Origin of the sequence: Streptomyces sp. NPDC007907, from assembly GCF_042959365.1 — a bacterium.
GTDB lineage: Bacteria > Actinomycetota > Actinomycetes > Streptomycetales > Streptomycetaceae > Streptomyces > Streptomyces indiaensis.
Genome location: NZ_JBIBKR010000004.1, coordinates 109,981 through 129,596 on the forward strand (window position 1 = coordinate 109,981; position 19,616 = coordinate 129,596).

A 19,616-nucleotide genomic window follows, 5' to 3' on the forward strand; every position below is an offset into this window, starting at 1 on the left:
AGACCGTGACTACCACCGCCGGCACCAGCTCTGCCTCGCACCACCTGTCCCCGGCGTTCCCCGGCCGTGCCCCCTGGGGCACCGCCAGCAAGCTGCGTGCCTGGCAGCAGGGAGCGATGGACAAGTACATCCAGGAGCAGCCGCGGGACTTCCTCGCGGTCGCCACCCCCGGCGCCGGCAAGACGACCTTCGCGCTGACGCTCGCCTCCTGGCTGCTGCACCACCACGTCGTCCAGCAGGTGACCGTGGTCGCCCCCACCGAGCACCTGAAGAAGCAGTGGGCGGAGGCCGCGGCCCGCATAGGGATCAAGCTCGACCCGGAGTACAGCGCCGGGCCGCTCGGCCGGGAGTACCACGGCGTCGCCGTGACGTACGCCGGTGTCGGTGTGCGGCCCATGCTGCACCGCAACCGGGTCGAGCAGCGCAAGACGCTCGTCATCCTCGACGAGATCCACCACGCCGGTGACAGCAAGTCCTGGGGTGAGGCCTGCCTGGAGGCGTTCGAGCCGGCCACCCGGCGGCTCGCCCTGACCGGTACGCCGTTCCGGTCCGACACCAACCCCATCCCCTTCGTGACATACGAGGAGGGCAACGACGGCATCCGGCGGTCGGCGGCCGACTACACCTACGGCTACGGCAACGCCCTCGCCGACAACGTCGTCCGGCCGGTCATCTTCCTCTCCTACAGCGGCAACATGCGCTGGCGGACCAAGGCCGGTGACGAGATCGCCGCCCGGCTCGGCGAGCCCATGACCAAGGACGCCATCAGCCAGGCCTGGCGGACCGCGCTGGATCCGCGCGGCGAGTGGATGCCGTCGGTGCTGCGCGCCGCCGACCAGCGGCTGACGGAGGTACGGAAGGCCATCCCGGACGCGGGCGCCCTCGTCATCGCCTCCGACCAGGAATCCGCGCGCGCCTACGCCAAGCTCATCCGGGACATCACCGGCAGCAAGGCCACCCTGGTGCTGTCGGACGACTCCGGCGCCTCCGCGCGGATCGACGAGTTCAGCGGCAACGACGACCGCTGGATGGTCGCGGTGCGGATGGTGTCCGAGGGCGTCGACGTGCCGCGGCTGGCCGTCGGGGTGTACGCCACCACCATCTCGACGCCCCTGTTCTTCGCCCAGGCCGTCGGGCGTTTCGTGCGGTCCCGGCGGCGCGGCGAGACCGCGTCCGTGTTCCTGCCGACCGTGCCCGACCTGCTGGGCTTCGCCAACGAGATGGAGCGCGAGCGCGACCACGTCCTCGACAAGCCCAAGAAGGAGGGCGAGGAGGACCCGTACGCCGAGTCCGAGAAGGAGATGGACGAGGCGAACCGGGAGCAGGACGAGGACACCGGCGAGCAGGACATGCTGCCCTTCGAGGCGCTGGAGTCCGACGCCGTCTTCGACCGGGTCATGTACAACGGCGCCGAGTTCGGCATGCAGGCCCATCCCGGCTCCGAGGAGGAGCAGGACTACCTCGGCATCCCCGGGCTGCTGGAGCCCGACCAGGTGCAGCTGCTGCTGCAGAAGCGGCAGGCCAAGCAGATCTCGCACAGCCGGAAGAAGCCGGACGCGGAAGCCGACCTGCTGGAGGTGCCGGCGGAACGGCGGCCCGTGGTCTCCCACAAGGAGATGATGGAGCTGCGGCGGCAGCTCAACACGATGGTCGGCGCGTACGTGCACCAGAGCGGCAAGCCGCACGGGGTCATCCACACCGAGCTGCGGCGCGTGTGCGGGGGGCCTCCGGCGGCGGAGGCGACGGCCGGGCAGTTGCGGCAGCGGATCGCCAAGGTCCAGGAGTGGGCCACGCGGATGAAGTGACGGTGCCCTCCGCGGGGCACGGGGGTGGTGGCTCCCACGCGGGCGGAAGCCGTACACCGACACAGCTCCGCGCCCTTTCGGGGGCGCGCAAACCGCCCGAATACCGACACCACGCCCTGACCCCTGCCCGGATTCTGGACGGAGACTTCCGCTCAGCGAACCTGCTTCGCTACTGTCCGGCTACGCACACGCCCCGTGGCAGCGCCGCCGCGGAGCGCAGCCGTGAAGCGACGCGGTCCGGACAGGCCGGGCCGCCGACCGATCGGCGGCCTCTGAAGCGCGTGACCGACGGGACTCGGTGACGCATTCGCCGACCGGGGAGCCGCCGACCTCACCACTAAGGAGTGGGCGTCGTGACCGCGGAGACCTCTCAGACGCTCGACCGGGGACTGCGGGTCCTCAAGCTGCTCGCCGACACGGACCACGGGCTGACCGTGACCGAACTCTCCCTCCGGCTGGGTGTGAACCGGACCGTCGTGTACCGGTTGCTCGCCACGCTGGAACAGCATGCCCTCATACGCCGTGACCTCGGCGGACGTGCCCGGGTCGGGCTCGGCGTGCTGCGGCTCGGGCGTCAGGTACATCCGCTGGTGCGGGAGGCCGCGATGCCGGCGCTGCGGTCACTGGCCGAGGACATCGGCGCGACGGCGCACCTGACCCTGGTCGACGGGGCGGACGCGCTGGCCGTGGCCGTCGTGGAACCGACCTGGACGGACTATCACGTCGCCTACCGCGCCGGTTTCCGGCACCCGCTGGACCGGGGCGCCGCCGGCAAGGCGATACTCGCGGCCCGGCAGCACCCGATGAGCGACCCCGGCTACATGCTGACCCACGGGGAGCTGGAGGCAGGTGCCTGGGGGGCGGCGGCACCGCTGCTGGGCGTGACGGGCGTCGAGGGCAGCGTGGGCGTGGTGATGCTGGCGGAGGCGGTACCGGAACGGGTGGGCCCCCGAGTCGTCGACGCGGCCCGCGAGGTCGCGGAAGCCCTCCGCTGACCAACGCGCGCCGCGGCCCCCTCGCCCGGCGACCCCAGCGGCCCTGCGCTGAAGGCCTGCGGCCTCCCCCACGCGGGCGGCCCGAAAGCCTCGCGGCGCCTGCGACCTCACGCACCGGCCGCCTGGAGGCCTGGCGCCGACGGCCTGCGGCTGCCGAGCCCCCGGCGCCCTGGTCCCGGTGGTATCGCGCCTCCGCGTTAGATTGATCCCGTGTTCTCTCGCCTCACGCGCCCCCAGGCCATCGCCGTCTGCGCCCTGCCCGTCGTGGCCCTGTTCGCGACGGCGGTGTTCGCGCCGCTGCCGTTCTCGGTGGCGCAGCCGGGCCTGACGGCGAACGTGCTCGGCGAGAACAAGGGCGCGGAGGTGATCACCATCTCCGGTGCGCCGGTCCGGGAGACCGAGGGCCAGTTGCGGATGACCACCATCGAGGCGACCTCCCCGGACACCCGGGTCTCGCTCCCCGACGTCATCGACAGCTGGTTCCGCACCGACCAGGCGGTCATGCCGCGCGACTCCGTCTACCCGAGCGGGGACAGCGTCAAGGAGATCGAGCGGCACAACGAGGAGCAGATGAAGGAGTCCCAGGACGCGGCGACGCAGGCCGCGCTGGGGTACCTCGGTCTCGACGACGAGGACGTCGAGGTCAGTCTGAAGCTCGCGGACGTGGGCGGGCCCAGTGCGGGGCTGCTCTTCTCCCTCGGCATCGTCGACAAGCTCGACGGCGACGGCACGGGCGGGGATCTGACCGGCGGCCGGGTCATCGCCGGTACGGGCACGATCGACGCGGCCGGCCGGATCGGTGCGGTCGGGGGCGTCGCCCTCAAGACGCAGGCCGCGAAGCGGGACGGGGCGACGGTGTTCCTGGTCCCCAAGGCGGAGTGCGGGGACGCTCGCGCCGAGCTTCCGAAGGGGCTGCGGCTGATCCCGGTGACCACCCTGAAGAGCACGGTGAGTTCCCTGGTGGCCCTGGAGACGGGCAAGGGCTCCGTGCCGAGTTGTTAGTGGGCGGGGAGCGGCCCCGGCCGGGTGGCGAGTTTCAGCCCGACTTCTACGAGGGTCCAGCCCAGTCGCGTACGGAGTGCGTGGCGCTGCGCCGGACGGGGTTCGGTCTCGGCACGGAGCTCGGCGGCGCGGGCGTGGTGCAGGGCCAGGTGGATGTCCGGGTGCATGGGCGATGGCCTTTCACTACGTCGTCTGACTGGGGAAGACGTGCGTGTGGACGCGTACCGTCTCGGCGCCCGGGGTGTCCTCGGGCAGGGGGCGGTAGCTCTGGACGAGGTCGTGCATCTTGCCGACCAGCTCACGGGCGAGTTCAGGAGTGAGCCGCAGCGTGAAGTCGCTGAGGTCGGTGGCGCCGTCCCACTCCTCGCCCCACTCACTCGTGTTGCCGAGCCAGGTCGAGATCTCCTGGGTGTGCACGTTGGCGATCTCGTACCGGAACAAGGCGACGGCACCCCGTACGGCCGGATCAGGGTCCTGGATCAGGGTCTCGTCGATCTGGACGCCCCGGTCCACCGCTTTCCACCAGCGCTCCCGTCCTTTGCCCAGCTCCGGGGCGTCGGAGACGAAACCGTGCGCGGCGAGTTGCCGTAGGTGATAGCTAGTAGAGCCGCTGGACTCGCCGAGTTTCTCCGCCAGTTGGGAGGCAGTTGCGGGCCCGCCGCGGCGCAGTGCGACCAGCAGCTGCATCCGCAGGGGATGGGCCAGGCCGCGCAGGGAGCGGGCGTCGAGCAGACGGGGAGCTGGTTCGTCGGGCATGTATGCAAAGGTAGCGTTGCAAAGCTCCCTTTGCAACGGTCTCTTTGTAACTCACCCCTCCTTGACGAACCCCTCCCGCACCATCCAGTCCAGCGCCACCTGATGCGGATCCTCCCCGTCCACATCCACCTTCGCGTTCAGCGTCTGCGCCACGGAGTTGTCCAGCTTCGCCGTCACCGGGTTCAGGACCTCCGCGATCGCCGGCCACTCCTTCAGGGTCTTGGCGTTGATCATCGGGGCGGCGTTGTAGTTGGGGAAGAACTTCTTGTCGTCGTCCATCACCACCAGGTTCATCGACTTGATGCGCCCGTCGGTGGTGAACACCTCCCCGTACGTGCAGTTGCCCTTCGCGGTCTGCGTGTAGATGATCCCGGTGTCCATCTGCGTGATGTTCCGCGCCGGCACGTTCATGCCGTAGGCCTTCTGCATGCCCGGCAGCCCGTCCGCCCGGTTGGCGAACTCGACCTCCACGCACAGCTGCACGGCCCCCGGGTCGGACTTCGACAGCTTCGCCACGTCCGACATGGTCTTCGTGCCGTACTTCTTCGCGTTCTGCTGGTTCATCGCCAGCGCGTACGTGTTGTCGAGCTTCGACGGCGGCAGCCAGACCAGCCCGTTGCCCGCGTCCTCCTTCCTCACCGACTCCCACTGCTCCTGCGGGTCGGTGATCGGCTTGCTGTGCCCGAGGTAGGTGATCCACGCCGTGCCCGTGTACTCGTACCCGGCGTCCGCGTCACCTTTGCGGACCGCCTCGCGGCTGCCGATGGACCCCTGGATGCCGGTGCGGTCGATCACGTCGGCGCCGGCCGCCTCGAACGCGATGCCCATGATCGAGCCGAGGATCAGCTGCTCGGTGAACGACTTCGACGTCACCGTCAGGTGCGCCCCCTTCAACGGCTCGCCCCGGCCGATCGACCCCGGCTTCACATCGTCGGTCAGGGGGGAGCCGCTGGTCAGGCCACAGCCGGCCGCCGCCAGCAGCAGGGCCGCGGCCGCCAGGCGCGTACGCCCCCTCACGGCTGCAACCCCCGTGGCCGCAGCAGCAGTTCGACGATCGAGGCCAGCCAGTCCACCAGCAGCGCCAGCACCACCGTGAGGACCGAGCCCAGCACCAGCACCGGCATTCGCTGGTTGGTGATCCCGGTCGTGATCAGCACACCGAGACCGCCGCCCCCGCCGAACACCGCCAGGGTCGCCGTACCGACGTTGAGGACGAGGGCCGTACGCACGCCCGCGAGGATCAGCGGGACCGCGAGCGGGAGTTCCACCCTCCGCAGCACCCCCGAGGGGGACATGCCGATGCCGCGGGCCGCCTCCAGCAGGGTCGGGTCGTTCGCCCTCAGGCCCGTGATCGTGTTGGAGAGCACCGGCAGGATGGCGTAGACGATCATGCCGATCAGGGCGGCCCTGCGGCCGATGCCCAGCCAGATCACCAGGAGGGCGAGCAGGCCGATCGCCGGGGTCGCCTGGCCCGCGTTGGCGAACGCCATCGCCACCGGCGTGGCCCTGCTCATCGCCCCGCGGGTCAGCAGGATGCCCAGCGGGATCGCGATGATCAGCACGAAGAACGTGGAGATCACGGTCAGCTGGATGTGCTGCCACAGCGCCTTGGTGACCTGGCCGCCCGACAGGGCGTTGCGGGTGAGCGCGTCCAGGTCGGCCTGCTGGAACCAGAGCCAGGTGGCGAGCAGCACGGCGATCAGGGCGACCGGCAGGAACGTCAGCTTCTGCCAGGTCAGGCGCGAGGGCGGGCGCTCCGTCCGGGACGCTTCCGCGACCGGCTCGGAGGGCTCCTCGACCTCCGTGGCCGTCACCGTTCTCCTCCCGGGCCGGTCACGCCCGCCGGGCCTGAGGCCCCCTCTTGCTCCGCGTGTGTCTGCGAGGCCCGCAGCGACTCCAGCTCGTGCTGGTGCTCCATCGCGTCGAGCCGGTCGGCCTCCAGCAACTCGTGCACGGAGTTGATGAGCGTCTCCATGTCGACGACGCCCGTGTACTCGCCGCGCCGCCCGGTCACCACCACCCGCCCCGCGTTGTCGGTGAGCACCGCCTCCAGCGCGTCCCGCAGGGTGGCGTCCAGGCTGACCGTGGCCTGCACCAGGGTCCCGGCGCGGGCCAGTGAGCCCCGGGCCCGCATCAGATCGCCGCGCCGCAGCCACTTGTAGGGGCGGCGGCGCCGGTCGAGCAGCAGGATCTCGTTGCTGCCGCTGGTCCGCAGCAGGTTGAAGATCTGCTGCAGCGGGTCGTCGACCGTGACCGTCGGACAGTCGGTGATCTCCACGTCCCGGACGCGGGTCAGGTTCAGCCGCTTCAGTGCGGCGCCGGCGCCCACGAACCCGGACACGAAGTCGTCCGCCGGGTTCGTCAGGATCGCCTCGGGGGTGTCGAACTGCGCGATGTGCGACCGCTCGCGCAGCACGGCGATCCGGTCGCCGATCTTGATCGCCTCGTCGAAGTCGTGGGTGACGAACACGATCGTCTTGTGCAGCTCGTACTGCAACCGGATCAGCTCGTCCTGGAGGTGGTCCCGGGTGATGGGATCCACCGCCCCGAACGGCTCGTCCATCAGCAGCACCGGGGGATCGGCGGCCAGGGCCCGGGCCACCCCCACGCGCTGCTGCTGCCCGCCGGAGAGCTGGCGCGGGTAGCGGCCGCGGAACTCCGCGGCGTCGAGGCCGACCAGGTCGAGGAGCTCCTCGGTGCGCTCCCTGATCCGCGGCTTCGACCAGCCGATCATCTTCGGGACGATCCCGATGTTCTGCGCCACCGTCATGTGCGGGAAGAGCCCGGCGGACTGGATGGCGTAGCCGACCTTGCGGCGCAGCTTGACCGGGTCCATGTCGGTGACGTCCTCGCCGCCGATCCTGATACGGCCGCCGGTCGGCTCGATCAGCCGGTTGATCATCTTGAGCGTGGTCGACTTGCCGCAGCCCGAGGGGCCGACGAAGACGACGACCTCGCCCGCCTTGATCTGCATGCTCACGTTGTCCACGGCCGGCTGCGCACTGCCGGGGTAGCGCTTGGTCAGGTTCTCCAGCTCGATCGAGGCGCCGTGGTCGCCGGTCTCAGGCACGGATCCCCCTGGGAATGGTCAGCCGCCCGATCAGGACGTACGCGGCGTCGAACAGCAGCGCCAGGATGATGATGCCGAGCGTGCCCGCGAGGACCTGGTTGAGCGCGTTGGCGCTGCCCAGCGAGGCGAGGCCGCGGAAGATGACGTTGCCGAGTCCGGGGCCGGAGGCGTACGCCGCGATGGCCGCGATGCCCATCAGCATCTGGGTGGAGACGCGGATCCCGGTCAGGATGGGCGGCCAGGCCAGCGGCAGCTCGATCCGCAGCAGCCGGGCCGGCCGGGACATCCCGATGCCCGTGGCCGCGTCCACCAGAGCCGGATCCACCCCGCGCAGCCCGACGATCGCGTTGCGCACGACCGGCAGCAGCCCGTACAGCGTCAACGCGATCACCGTGGGCGGCACGCCGAGGCCCACGAGGGGGATGAGCAGACCGATCAGGGCGAGCGCCGGCACGGTCAGGATGGTGGCGGTGGTCGTGGTGGCGAGGTTCCCGGCCCACTCGCTGCGGTACGTGACCACGCCGATCAGCACCCCGAGCGCGGTCGCCACGACCATGCACTGGAAGACCACGCTCGCGTGCTGGTAGGCGTCCGTGAGCAGCTGCTGGTGCCGGTTGACCAGGTACTCCCAGAAGTTCACACGCGCTCACCCCTACACGTCAGGTCTCCTCCGCGGCCTGCTCCACGAGCGGGATGATCCGCAGCGGAACGGGGTTCTCCATGACGATCGCCGTGGAGGCCCGGACGATGCCATCAAAACCGACGACCCGGTCGATCACACGCTGGAGATCGGCGTTGGAGCGGGCCACGAGACGGCACAGCATGTCCCCGGTGCCGGTGGTCGTGTGCAGCTCCAGCACCTCCGGCACGGTCGCCAAATGGGCCCGTACGTCGGGCCCTTGCCCCTGCCGGATCTGCAGCGTGGCGAACGCCGTGACCGGATAGCCGAGCGCGGCCGGATCGACTTGCGGACCGAATCCGCGAATGACTCCGTTCGACTGAAGCCGGTCCAGCCGCGCCTGCGCGGTGCCCCGGGCCACCCCCAGCCGCCGGGACATCTCCAGCACCCCGATCCGCGGCTCCCGGGCCAGCAGCAGAATGATCCGGCCGTCCAGATGATCGATCGCCACAGCAGCCTCCCGGCATGGTCATCCTGTACAGAAGGGCCGCCGATACGGCCGTATCGCTGAACAGATTGCTCATTCAGAACACAAACTATTGCGCACCTTGCCGGGCAGGGAGACCCTGCGGCTATGACGCAGACCACAGACCACACTCCCGACACCGCCCGGCAGGCCGACCCCTTCCCGGTCAAGGGAATGGACGCGGTCGTCTTCGCCGTGGGCAACGCCAAGCAGGCGGCGCACTACTACTCCACCGCCTTCGGCATGAAGCTGGTCGCCTACTCCGGACCGGAGAACGGCAGCCGTGAGACCGCCGCGTACGTCCTGGAGAACGGCTCCGCCCGCTTCGTCCTCACCTCGGTCATCAAGCCCACCACCGACTGGGGCCACTTCCTCGCGCAGCACGTGGCCGAGCACGGCGACGGTGTGGTCGACCTCGCCATCGAAGTCCCGGACGCGCGGGCCGCGTACGCCTACGCGCTGGAGCACGGCGCGCGCTCGGTCGCCGAGCCGTACGAGCTGAAGGACGAGCACGGCACGGTTGTCCTGGCCGCCATCGCCACCTACGGCGAGACCCGCCACACCCTGGTCGACCGCTCCGGCTACGACGGCCCCTACCTGCCCGGCTACGTCGCCGCCGAGCCGATCGTGGAGCCGCCCGCGCAGCGCACCTTCCAGGCGATCGACCACTGCGTCGGCAACGTCGAACTCGGCCGCATGAACGAATGGGTCGGCTTCTACAACAAGGTGATGGGCTTCACGAACATGAAGGAGTTCGTGGGCGACGACATCGCCACCGAGTACAGCGCCCTGATGTCGAAGGTCGTCGCCGACGGCACGCTCAAGGTCAAGTTCCCGATCAACGAGCCGGCCGTCGCCAAGAAGAAGTCCCAGATCGACGAGTACCTGGAGTTCTACGGCGGCGCGGGCGTGCAGCACATCGCGCTGAACACGAACGACATCGTCCAGACGGTCCGCACGATGCGCGCGGCCGGCGTCGAGTTCCTCAACACGCCCGACTCCTACTACGACACGCTGGGGGAGTGGGTCGGCGAGACCCGTGTCCCGATCGACACCCTGCGCGAGCTGAAGATCCTCGCCGACCGCGACGAGGACGGCTACCTGCTGCAGATCTTCACCAAGCCGGTCCAGGACCGTCCGACCGTCTTCTTCGAGATCATCGAACGCCACGGCTCGATGGGCTTCGGCAAGGGCAACTTCAAGGCCCTGTTCGAAGCGATCGAGCGCGAGCAGGACCGCCGCGGCAACCTGTAGCCGCCGCACCCCCGGGTCGTGCGGGTGTCACGGGGCACCCGCGCGACCCGCACCCGTGCCGCCCCGGACGGGCGGCCCGGTGGTGGCGGTGTGTGCCGGCCGTGCCCGGCTATCCCGCCCCGCCGTCCATCTCCGGCACCTCTTCGTCCGGCGGTTCGCCCAGTGCCTCCAGTGCCGTCCGGGCCGCGGGCGCCCCCAGCGGGGAGAAGTGCGGGTTGATCCGCAGGGCCTCCGTGAGGTGGCGGCGGGCCGCGCCGTCGCGGCCCAGCTCCCGCTCGATCATGCCCCGGTGGTACATGGCCACCGCGTCGTACACCCCGCCCCCGCGCACCGGATCCGTCGCCACCAGCGCGAACCGCAGGCCCTCCACGGACTCCCCGGCCCGGTGCAGCGCCCACCCCAGCGCGTCGGCGACCTCCGCTACGGGCCGGCGCCTCCACTCCGCCCGCAACCGCCGTACCCCCGCCCCCGGATCGCCGTGGTCGGCCTCGAACCGCCCCAGCACCAGTTCCTCGTCGGCCCCGCCCGTGGCAGCTGCCCGCACCCGCTCCCGCAGCAGCCCGTACTGCACCCGGGCCGCCGCCGGCCGGCCCAGCGACTCGTACAACTCGCCCAGCTCCAGCGCGTACAGCGGACATGGCTGCCGGGCGAGAGCCGCCCGGTAGACGCCCAGGGCTTCCGTCGGCCGGCTGAGGGCGGCCAGGGCACGACCCTGCCCGGCCTGCGCGGCCCGCTGGCCGGCGTCGAGGCGGACCGCCTCCCTGAAGTGCCGCAGCGCGACGTCGGGTTCCCCCCGTTCGAACGCCAGCCGCCCGGCCTGCTCCAGATAGGCGGCCCGCTCGGCGGGATCCCGCGCGCCCGCCACCGCGTCCGCCAGCGAGGCCGCCGCGTCCTCTCGCCGGCCCCGGTCCCGGTAGACGGCCGCCGCCCGCGCCAGCACGGCGGGACCCGAGTGCAACCCGGTCAGCCGGTCCAGCGCCCGCTTGGCCGCATTCTGGTCACCGAGCCCGGTGTACGCGTCGATGAGCAGCGGATACGTCGTCCACCGCCGCGGCTCCAGCTCCAGCGCCGCCTCAACCCACCGGCGCGCGGCGGGAAAGTCCCGGCGGGCGAGCGACAGCGCGGCAAGACCCGCCAGGGCCCGGGTGTTGCGCTGCGGCCGCACCCTCAGCGATGTCCGCAGCGCCTTCTCGGCCCGCGGGTAGTACGCCGGGTCCGCCAGGCGCCGCCCCCGCTCCGCGTAGGCCGTCCCGAGCACCGCCCAGGACGTCGCGTCCCCCGGCCGCTCGCGCACGGCCCGGGCCCGCTCGTCGATCAGCTCCCCCAGGTCGGGCAGCGCGGCCGGCACCCCGCTGTCGAGCGCCGCCATGGCCGGCGCCCCCGGAGCCGGCGCGGCGGGCCCGGCCGGCCGCTCACGCGGCAGCAGCACCAGCACCCCGCCCAGCACCGCACACCCCGCGACGGCGGCGATCAGCACCGGCCGTGAGCGCACCCGGCGCTTCCGGCCGGTCTCCGGCCCCACCGGGCCCTCCTGCTGGTTCTCCATGGCGCTCACTGTGCGTCAGCACGACCACCCACCCGGGCAGCCGAAGGGTGCCGCCGACGGGGTTCACACCGATGGCCCCGGGTGCGAACCTGTGATCATGAGCCGTATCGAAGCGTCCCGCTCCGAGGACACCACGGCGACCGGCGACCTCGTGGACCTGCTGCTCGGCGGCCTGCCCGCCGAAGCGGTCCTCACCGACCCGGACGTCACGGCCTCCTACGCCAACGACATGGCGAGCTTCTGCCCGGCCGGCATCCCGGCCGTGGTCGTGCTGCCCCGCACGGCCGAGCAGGTCCAGCACGTGATGCGCACCGCCACCGCCCTGCGCGTCCCCGTCGTCCCGCAGGGCGCCCGCACCGGACTGTCCGGCGCCGCCAACGCCTCCGACGGCTGCATCGTGCTCTCCCTGACGAAGATGGACCGGATCCTGGAGATCAACCCGGTCGACCGCATCGCCGTCGTCGAACCGGGCGTGGTCAACGCCGCCCTGTCCCGGGCCGTCGGCGCACACGGCCTCTCCTACCCGCCGGACCCCTCCAGCTGGGAGATGTGCACCATCGGCGGCAACATCGGCACGGCCTCCGGCGGCCTGTGCTGCGTCAAGTACGGCGTGACCGCCGAGTACGTCCTCGGCCTCGACGTCGTCCTCGCCGACGGCCGCCTGATGTCCACCGGCCGCCGCACCGCCAAGGGCGTCGCCGGCTACGACCTGACCCGGCTGTTCGTCGGCTCCGAGGGCTCGCTCGGCATCGTCGTGCGGGCCGTCCTCGGGCTGCGCCCCAAACCGCCCGACCAGCTGGTGCTGGCCGCCGAGTTCGCCTCCGCCGCCGCGGCCTGCGACGCCGTCTGCCGCATCATGGAGGGCGGCCACGTCCCCTCGCTCCTCGAACTCATGGACCGTACGACGGTCAAGGCCGTCAACACGATGGCGCAGATGGGCCTCCCCGAGAGCACCGAGGCCCTGTTGCTGGCCGCGTTCGACACCACCGCCCCGGCCGCCGACCTCGCCGCCGTCGGCGCCCTGTGCGAAGCGGCCGGTGCCATCCAGGTCGTGCCCGCCGACGACGTGGCCGAGTCCGAACTGCTGCTCCAGGCCCGGCGGTTGTCGCTCACCGCGCTGGAGGCGGTCAAGGGCGTGACGATGATCGACGACGTGTGCGTGCCGCGCTCCCGGCTCGGCGACATGCTCGAAGGGGTGGACCGGATCGCCGCGAAGTACCGGCTCACCATCGGCGTCGTCGCCCACGCGGGCGACGGCAACACCCACCCGACGGTCTGCTTCGACCCGGCGGACCCCGACGAGTCCCGGCGCGCCCGTGAGTCCTTCGACGAGATCATGGCGCTCGGCCTGGAACTGGGCGGCACCATCACCGGCGAGCACGGCGTCGGCGTCCTGAAGAAGGAGTGGCTGGCGCGCGAGATCGGCCCCGTGGGCATGGAGATGCAACGGGCCGTCAAGCAGGCCTTCGACCCGCTGAACATCCTGAACCCGGGCAAGCTCTTCTGAGAACCTCGCGCTCACTGGGCGAGCAACTGGGCCAGCTCGTCGTCCAGCCCGAGCTGCTCGTCCTCCGTCCCCGGCGGGACCACCCGCAGCGTGCGCTCCAGCCAGGCCGACACCGCCGCCGCCGGAGCCTCCAGCAGGGCGTCCCCGTCGGGCGAACTGAACGCCATCAGCACGACGCCGCGCCCCTCCGTCTTCGTCGGCCACACCCGCACGTCCCCCTGCCCGCAGGGCCGGAACACGCCTTCCACCAGAAGGTCCCGGGCGAACATCCAGTGCACCGGGTGCCGGGTGTCGATGTGGAAGGTGACGTGGACGGCGTAGGGGTCGTCGCTGAGATACCCGAGCCGGGCGGGCACCGCGACCCTGCGTTCGGGCGACAGGACGAGCTGCAGCTCCAGTTCCCGCTCCACGACGGTGTGCATGGCGGTCTTCCCTTCTCCTGACGGCTGCCCGTTGCGGGCCGGTCAGGAGGAGAGAGCGGGCCGGGGCCGCGGCATTACGCGCCTTGCCGGAAGTTTTTCGCGCGGGGATCCGCGGCGGCGGTGCGGTGCGTAGCACATCGGTGCTCGAAAGGGTCGGGTCCGGTGGGAGCGGCCGTGGGGCTTGCGCTCGTCTGATAGATGTGGAGACCCCCATTTGGCCCCCGAGCAGATACGGGACGACGGACATGAGCGCCCCAACCCCGGCCCCCGGTGACGACAGGCCCCGCGAAGGGTATTACCCGGACCCTTCCATTCCTGGATATGTCCGGTACTGGAACGGTGCTTCCTGGGTGCCGGGCACCAGCCGTCCGGCGCCCGGTGAGGGCGAGTCGCTCGCGCCGCCGCCCGGAGCGGGTGCGGCGCAGCCCGCCCCGGTCGAGGAGACCGGCCCGCACTTCTTCGACGAGGACCCGGTCGAGGAGCCGTCCGAGTCGCCGTCCGCCGCCGACGTCCAGCACGGCAGCCGTCCCGAACCGGCCTCCGCCTGGGGCGCCGACCGCTCCCGGCAGTCCGGCTTCGGCGGCGACCAGGACCGCCGTGTCTCGTGGGGTGCGCCGCAGGGCGCTCAGAGTGTCCAGGGCGCCGATCCGAGGCTCCCGCACGCCGACCGGCGGCCCGACGGGGAGTCAGCACGTGCCGACGGCACGGCTGACGCCTCTCCGGCCGACCTGGAGGCGAGCGCCGCGGCAGCGGGCAGCACGTTCGTGTTCCGCCGCCCGATGGGGAAGTCCGGGGGCGGAACACCGGCCGACGCGTCCGACGACGGCACGATGACGTTCCGCGCAGTGTCCCCGCGCCCGGGGGCGGACGGTGGTGCGGCACCGGCCGGGGGACCGGGAGCCGGGAACCGCGGCGCGGCCGGGGCCGGGTCCGGCGGCAGTGCTCAGGGGCCGGGTTTCGGTCCGGCGGGTGCGGGTGCGGGTGCGGGTGCGGGTGCGGGTGGCCCGGGCGGCTCGGCGGCGTCAGGCGTCGGTGCGCAGGGCGGTGCCGGTGGCTCCGGGGGCGGTTCTCCGAGTCCGGGTTTCGGACCGGCCGGTGCGGGCGGACCGGGCGGCGGCCCGGCGGCGTCCGGGTTCGGCGCGCAGGGCGGAGCGTCCGGCGGTGTCTTCGGGCCGGCCGGCTCGGGCGGCGCGGCGTCCGCCTTCGGCGGCGGGCCCGGTGCGGCGGGCTCCGGCGGGAGCCCGTCGGGACCCGCGTTCGGCCCGCAGGCAGGGCCGAACGGTTCCGGGAGCGGTCCCGCGGGCCCCGGTTTCGGCGCCGGCAAGGCGGCCGCCGCGCAGGCAGGGGCCGGGAGCGCCGGCGCGGCGGCCTCCGGGTCCGCCCCGACCGCACTGTCCGGACCCCAGGCGGCACCCACCGTCCCTCCGCAGTCCGGCGGACCCGGCGCCGCCCCGCCCGCCGCCTCCCCGTCCGGCACCCCGCTCAGCCCGGGTCCCGGCGGCGGCCAGTCCTCCTGGGCGCAGCAGGTGCACCGGCTGGCCGGAGCCGGCGGCGGTGACGAGCAGCCCGTCGCGCCCTGGAAACCACCGGTCGAGGACGTGTTCCAGGCGGCGGCCCGGCGCCAGGCGGAGGCCCGCCCCGCCGGGCTCGGCAAGCGCCTGGCCGCCCGGCTGCTGGACACCGTCGTCCTCGCGGCCCTCACCGCCACGGCCGCCGTACCGCTCGGCACCGCGGCGATCGACCACGTCAACGAGAAGATCGACGCGGCCAGGCTCTCCGGCGAGACCGTCACGGTCTGGCTGCTCGACGGCACCACTTCCGTCTACCTCGGCATCATCCTTGCGGTCCTGCTGGTCGCCGGTGTCCTGTGCGAGGTGCTGCCGACCGCAAAGTGGGGCCGCACGCTCGGCAAGAAGCTGATGGGCCTCGAAGTGCGGGACATCGAGGCGCACGACTCCCCGGAGTTCGGTGCGGCCCTGCGCCGCTGGCTGGTCTACAGCGTGCCCGGGCTCCTCGTCGTCGGGATCGTCGGCGTCGCCTGGTGCCTCTTCGACCGGCCCTGGCGCCAGTGCTGGCACGACAAGGCGGCGCACACGTTCGTGGCGGGCTGAGGCTCCCTCGGACAGCCGTCCGCCGGATGCGGAGCCCGGGGGTTCGCGGTCGACTCGGGCCATGAGCAGTGAACCGCCCCCCGGCCCCGGTCCGGAACCGCCGGAAGACGACCCGTTCAGGAAGCGCCCCCCGAACGAGCCTCCGGGCGAGGGCACGGGAGCACCTCACGGCAACGAACCCCCGCCGTACGGGGGCGGCGGCCAGGACGGTCCCGGTGGCCCCGGAGGTCCTGCCGGCGGCCCGGGCGGCGGCTTCGGTGACGGTCCCCCAGGAGGCGGAGTCCCCCCGGGCGGTGGCGTTCCCCCGGGCGGCGGTCCCTACGGCGGTGGCCCCTACCCCACCGACCCCCTCGCCGGCATGCCCCCGCTCGCCGACAGCGTCCTGCGCACGCTCGCGCGCATCATCGACATGATCCTGGTGGGTGCCGTCGTCTGGCTGCTCACCTGGGCCCTGAACATCGACGAGTACGACGTGGACAGCGACCGCATCGAGGTCGGCAAGTCGCTCTGGCAGGCGGCGGTCGCCGCCGTCCTCTACATCGCCTACGACACCGCCATGACCGTGAGGAACGGCCAGACCCTCGGCAAGCAGCTGCTGCGCATGCGCGTGGCCAACCTGGACAACGGTGCGACGCCCTCCGTGCAGATGGCGCTGACGCGGGCCGCGGTGCTGTGGATCCCGTTCGCCTTCTGCTGCTTCTGCTTCTGGATCGCGGTCTCGGGCGGCTGGAGCTACTTCGACCGGCCCTACAAGCAGGGCCTGCACGACAAGGCCGCCAAGACGGTCGTGGTCAGCACCAAGGGGAGCAGTGGGTGAACGAGAGGCGGTGAGGAACGGTCAGCGGGCGCTCAGGAGGCCGCCCGTTCACGCACCGGCTCCGGGGCCGGCGCCGGGACAGAGGCCCGGAGCGGCTCGACGGGCGCGGGCTGTTCCACCGCGGCCGGGCGCTTCGGCAGGGGGACCGTCATGGCGACCAGCAGTCCCAGGGCGAGCGCCGCGAGGGCGATGACCGCGATCCCCGCACCCGAACGCGTCTGGGACAGCAGCAGCATGGCGAGGGTCGAGAGGATCACGGTGCACGAGCCGTAGGCGAGCTGTGCGGCAGTCGGACGGGGCATGGCCATCATGTCCTCGAAAGTGGGTGGTCCACGGGGTGTCGGCCTGGCATTCCGCCGGCTTCCGGGCGTTCTGCCGAACGACATTCTCTCGGGCAGGGTGCCCGACCGGAACCGGCGGTAAGCGTGACCTAACCAACAAGGGCGGTGCACAGGGGGCGCACGGAGTCATGACGTCCACCAAGTGGACAGATGCACGCGCCCGCACGGCCGGTGGGAGGGCCATGGGACAACCGTTTGGTTGTCCGCAAAACGAACGTTGCCTCCGTATAGTGCACTTGACCTGTCCAAGTCAAGGTCTGTCTTTTCTTCTAAACCTCTAGTCAAATGTCGTCACTTGACTACACGCGTTGATCACGCGCGCGCGGACTTCCATGACCGGGACCCCGCCTGCCGCGCGCAGCGAACGCGGGGGAGGATCTCAAGTGACCAGTAGAACCTGGACGTTCAGAGCGGCCGCCATAAGCGTGGCGCTCACGGCGGCCACTGCCACCGCCTCCACCTACGCGGTGGCCGACGACGCCTCGGCCCCCCGGTCCACCACCGTGGACCGGCACGACCCGGCGGATCGTCACCACGACGAGCACGACCTCGAAGGCCCGCTGAGCAAGACGCAGGACGCTCAGCGCCAGGAGGCCCTGAAGCAGGTCATATCGGGCAAGAGCAAGGTCAAGAACCGCGAGGGCTCGAAGGTCGTCCAGCTCAAGGGCAAGAAGGGCGACGACAAGTACGTCGAACTCGGCCGCGAGAAGACCGACAAGATCTTCACGATCCTGGTCGAGTTCGGGGACAAGGTCGACAGCCGCTTCGGCGGCACCGCGGGTCCGCTGCACAACGCGATCCCCAAGCCCGACCGCAAGAAGGACAACTCCACGGCGTGGAGGGCCGACTACGACCAGGAGTACTTCCAGGACCTGTACTTCGGTCACGGCAAGGGCGTCGACTCGGTCAAGACCTACTACGAGAAGCAGTCCTCGGGCCGCTACTCCGTCGACGGCGAGGTCTCCGACTGGGTCAAGGTCCCCTACAACGAGGCCCGTTACGGCAACAATGCCTGCGGTGACACCAACTGCCCGAGCGTGTGGAACGTCGTCAGCGACGGTCTGAACGCCTGGGTCGCGCAGCAGAAGGCCGCGGGCCGCACCGACGCCCAGATCAAGGCGGACGTCGCCCGGTTCGACGAGTGGGACCGTTACGACTTCGACGGCGACGGCGACTTCAACGAGCCCGACGGCTACATCGACCACTTCCAGATCGTGCACGCGGGCGAGGACGAGTCCGCGGGCGGCGGTGCCCAGGGCACCGACGCGATCTGGGCCCACCGCTGGTACGCCTTCGGCACCGACGCCGGCGCCACCGGCCCCGAGAACAACAAGCTCGGCGGCGCGAAGATCGGCGACACCGGCATCTGGGTCGGCGACTACACCGTCCAGCCGGAGAACGGCGGACTCGGCGTCTACGCCCACGAGTACGGCCACGACCTCGGTCTGCCGGACCACTACGACACCTCGGGTGGCGAGAACTCCACCGGCTTCTGGACGCTGATGTCGTCCGGTTCCTGGCTCGGCACCGGCAAGAACGAGATCGGCGACCTGCCCGGCGACATGACCGCCTGGGACAAGCTGCAGCTCGGCTGGCTGAACTACGACAAGGCCAAGGCCGGCGTCAACTCCTGGCATAAGCTGGGCGTGGCCGAGTACAACACCAAGCACAAGCAGGCCCTGGTCGTCGACCTGCCCAAGAAGGCGGTCACCACCGAGATCGTCGCCCCCGCCGAGGGCAAGACCCAGTGGTGGAGCGGCAGCGGTGACAACCTCAAGAACACGCTGACGCGTTCGGTCGACCTCACCGGCAAGTCGAAGGCGCAGCTGACCCTCGACGGCTGGTACGACATCGAGGCCAACTACGACTACCTCTACACCGAGGTCTCGACCGACGGCGGCGCCAACTGGACCGCTCTCGACGGCACGGTGGACGGCCAGCCGATCCCGCGCGACGGCAGCGACAAGCCGGTCCTGACCGGCACGGTCGACGGCTACAAGAAGCTCGCCTTCCCGCTCGACGCCTACGCCGGCAAGGAGATCGACCTGCGCTTCCGCTACCAGACCGACGGCGGCGTGGCCCAGAAGGGCTTCGCGGCCGACTCGATCACGGTGACCGCCGACGGCACGCCGGTCTTCTCCGACAACGCCGAGAGCGCGGACGCCGCGTGGAAGGCCAACGGCTTCTCCCGCATCGGCGCGTCCTTCACCAAGGACTACGCGCAGTACTACATCGCCGAGAACCGTCAGTACGTGTCGTACGACAAGACGCTGAAGGTCGGCCCGTACAACTTCGGCTTCACGGCGCGCCCGGACTGGGTGGAGCACTACGCGTACCAGAACGGCCTGCTGATCTGGAAGTGGGACACCTCCCAGGCGGACAACAACACCAGCCAGCACAAGGGCACCGGACTGGTCCTGCCGATCGACTCGCACCCGGACCAGCTGAAGTGGGCCGACGGCACGCTGATGCGCAACCGCATCCAGGCCTACGACTCGCCGTTCAGCCTCTACCGCACCGACGGCATGACGCTGCACAAGGCGGACGTGGCGAAGTACATCCCGGGCTCGAAGGGCGTCTCGGTCTTCAACGACCGGAAGAACGACTACTACGACGAGTCGAACCCGACCGCGGGCGTCAAGATCACTGACACCAACACGAAGATCAAGATCCTCAAGGAGGCCAAGGACGGCTCGACGATCGAGCTGGAGGTCGGCGCCGCGGGTAGGTAATCCGCGTCCTTGCAGGTCAGAACATGATCGGCGGTGACCCACTGGCGGGTCACCGCCGATCCGTGTTTAGGTGCGTCCTGTGGCTCTCTTATTGACACCGACCGACACGGGGG

Annotated in this window: 18 protein-coding genes; 8 read left to right on the forward strand and 10 right to left on the reverse strand. The window is 71.2% G+C overall.

Annotated elements, in window-relative coordinates; genetic code table 11:
* Positions 1-5: 5 nt before the first annotated feature.
* The 3 genes from ACFZDI_RS16800 (at position 6) to ACFZDI_RS16810 (ending at position 3,802) form a co-directional block, all read left to right on the forward strand.
* A complete protein-coding gene (locus ACFZDI_RS16800) occupies positions 6-1,805 on the forward strand; it encodes a DEAD/DEAH box helicase (protein ID WP_234845615.1) in 1,800 nt (599 codons plus the stop codon).
* A 353-nt stretch (positions 1,806-2,158) separates the two neighbouring features.
* The gene (locus tag ACFZDI_RS16805; protein ID WP_234845616.1) at positions 2,159-2,800 is read left to right on the forward strand and encodes an IclR family transcriptional regulator; all 642 of its coding nucleotides are present in this window, start codon (positions 2,159-2,161) and stop codon (positions 2,798-2,800) included.
* A 210-nt stretch (positions 2,801-3,010) separates the two neighbouring features.
* Positions 3,011-3,802 carry a S16 family serine protease gene (locus ACFZDI_RS16810; RefSeq protein WP_391251285.1) on the forward strand — a complete coding sequence of 264 codons (792 nt, stop codon included), beginning with the start codon at positions 3,011-3,013 and terminating at the stop codon, positions 3,800-3,802.
* Here ACFZDI_RS16810 and ACFZDI_RS16815 read toward each other — a convergent pair.
* Genes ACFZDI_RS16815 through ACFZDI_RS16845 form a run of 7 tightly spaced genes read right to left on the reverse strand, consistent with a single transcriptional unit; the run spans position 3,799 to position 8,758 of the window.
* Entirely contained in the window at positions 3,799-3,969 is a 171-nt protein-coding gene (locus tag ACFZDI_RS16815; RefSeq protein ID WP_391251287.1) for a hypothetical protein, read from the reverse strand. The genes ACFZDI_RS16810 and ACFZDI_RS16815 overlap by 4 nt on opposite strands.
* A 16-nt stretch (positions 3,970-3,985) precedes the next feature.
* Complete coding sequence (locus ACFZDI_RS16820; protein ID WP_391251289.1) at positions 3,986-4,558, reverse strand: helix-turn-helix domain-containing protein; 573 nt, start codon at positions 4,556-4,558, stop codon at positions 3,986-3,988.
* A 51-nt stretch (positions 4,559-4,609) separates the two neighbouring features.
* Positions 4,610-5,575 (reverse strand): glycine betaine ABC transporter substrate-binding protein, encoded by a 966-nt coding sequence (locus ACFZDI_RS16825; protein ID WP_391251291.1) that lies wholly within the window; start codon positions 5,573-5,575, stop codon positions 4,610-4,612.
* Complete coding sequence (locus ACFZDI_RS16830; protein ID WP_391251293.1) at positions 5,572-6,372, reverse strand: ABC transporter permease subunit; 801 nt, start codon at positions 6,370-6,372, stop codon at positions 5,572-5,574. The genes ACFZDI_RS16825 and ACFZDI_RS16830 overlap by 4 nt, the downstream gene beginning before the upstream one ends.
* Complete coding sequence (locus ACFZDI_RS16835) at positions 6,369-7,628, reverse strand: betaine/proline/choline family ABC transporter ATP-binding protein (RefSeq protein ID WP_234845621.1); 1,260 nt, start codon at positions 7,626-7,628, stop codon at positions 6,369-6,371. Before ACFZDI_RS16835 ends, ACFZDI_RS16830 begins: the two co-directional genes overlap by 4 nt.
* A complete protein-coding gene (locus ACFZDI_RS16840) occupies positions 7,621-8,268 on the reverse strand; it encodes an ABC transporter permease (protein WP_234845622.1) in 648 nt (215 codons plus the stop codon). The genes ACFZDI_RS16835 and ACFZDI_RS16840 overlap by 8 nt, the downstream gene beginning before the upstream one ends.
* A gap of 19 nt (positions 8,269-8,287) precedes the next feature.
* The gene (locus tag ACFZDI_RS16845; RefSeq protein WP_053669862.1) at positions 8,288-8,758 is read right to left on the reverse strand and encodes an Lrp/AsnC family transcriptional regulator; all 471 of its coding nucleotides are present in this window, start codon (positions 8,756-8,758) and stop codon (positions 8,288-8,290) included.
* 123 nt (positions 8,759-8,881) lie between these two features.
* Here ACFZDI_RS16845 and hppD point away from each other — a divergent pair, with 123 nt between their 5' ends.
* On the forward strand, positions 8,882-10,027 hold the full coding sequence (gene hppD / locus ACFZDI_RS16850; RefSeq protein ID WP_234845623.1) for a 4-hydroxyphenylpyruvate dioxygenase: 1,146 nt from the start codon (positions 8,882-8,884) through the stop codon (positions 10,025-10,027).
* A gap of 109 nt (positions 10,028-10,136) precedes the next feature.
* Here the strand turns inward: hppD and ACFZDI_RS16855 are convergent, their stop codons facing one another.
* Positions 10,137-11,573 carry a tetratricopeptide repeat protein gene (locus ACFZDI_RS16855; protein WP_391251296.1) on the reverse strand — a complete coding sequence of 479 codons (1,437 nt, stop codon included), beginning with the start codon at positions 11,571-11,573 and terminating at the stop codon, positions 10,137-10,139.
* A gap of 91 nt (positions 11,574-11,664) precedes the next feature.
* On the opposite strand from ACFZDI_RS16855, the gene ACFZDI_RS16860 reads away from it, so the two are divergent.
* Positions 11,665-13,080: an FAD-linked oxidase C-terminal domain-containing protein gene (locus ACFZDI_RS16860; protein WP_391251298.1), complete on the forward strand. Its 1,416-nt coding sequence runs from the start codon at positions 11,665-11,667 to the stop codon at positions 13,078-13,080.
* An 11-nt stretch (positions 13,081-13,091) separates the two neighbouring features.
* Here the strand turns inward: ACFZDI_RS16860 and ACFZDI_RS16865 are convergent, their stop codons facing one another.
* A complete protein-coding gene (locus tag ACFZDI_RS16865; protein ID WP_234845626.1) occupies positions 13,092-13,502 on the reverse strand; it encodes an SsgA family sporulation/cell division regulator in 411 nt (136 codons plus the stop codon).
* A gap of 245 nt (positions 13,503-13,747) precedes the next feature.
* Between ACFZDI_RS16865 and ACFZDI_RS16870 the strand changes: the two genes are divergently transcribed.
* Both ACFZDI_RS16870 and ACFZDI_RS16875 read left to right on the forward strand, forming a co-directional pair.
* Positions 13,748-15,613 carry an RDD family protein gene (locus ACFZDI_RS16870; protein WP_391251300.1) on the forward strand — a complete coding sequence of 622 codons (1,866 nt, stop codon included), beginning with the start codon at positions 13,748-13,750 and terminating at the stop codon, positions 15,611-15,613.
* A 61-nt stretch (positions 15,614-15,674) separates the two neighbouring features.
* Positions 15,675-16,430, forward strand: coding sequence for an RDD family protein (locus tag ACFZDI_RS16875; RefSeq protein WP_391251302.1), 756 nt, complete (start codon positions 15,675-15,677; stop codon positions 16,428-16,430).
* Between the two features lie 32 nt (positions 16,431-16,462).
* On the opposite strand, the gene ACFZDI_RS16880 is transcribed toward ACFZDI_RS16875, so the two are convergent.
* Positions 16,463-16,738: a hypothetical protein gene (locus tag ACFZDI_RS16880; RefSeq protein ID WP_372486555.1), complete on the reverse strand. Its 276-nt coding sequence runs from the start codon at positions 16,736-16,738 to the stop codon at positions 16,463-16,465.
* A 416-nt stretch (positions 16,739-17,154) separates the two neighbouring features.
* Here ACFZDI_RS16880 and ACFZDI_RS16885 point away from each other — a divergent pair, with 416 nt between their 5' ends.
* Positions 17,155-19,503 carry an immune inhibitor A domain-containing protein gene (locus ACFZDI_RS16885; protein ID WP_391251304.1) on the forward strand — a complete coding sequence of 783 codons (2,349 nt, stop codon included), beginning with the start codon at positions 17,155-17,157 and terminating at the stop codon, positions 19,501-19,503.
* Positions 19,504-19,616: the final 113 nt, after the last annotated feature.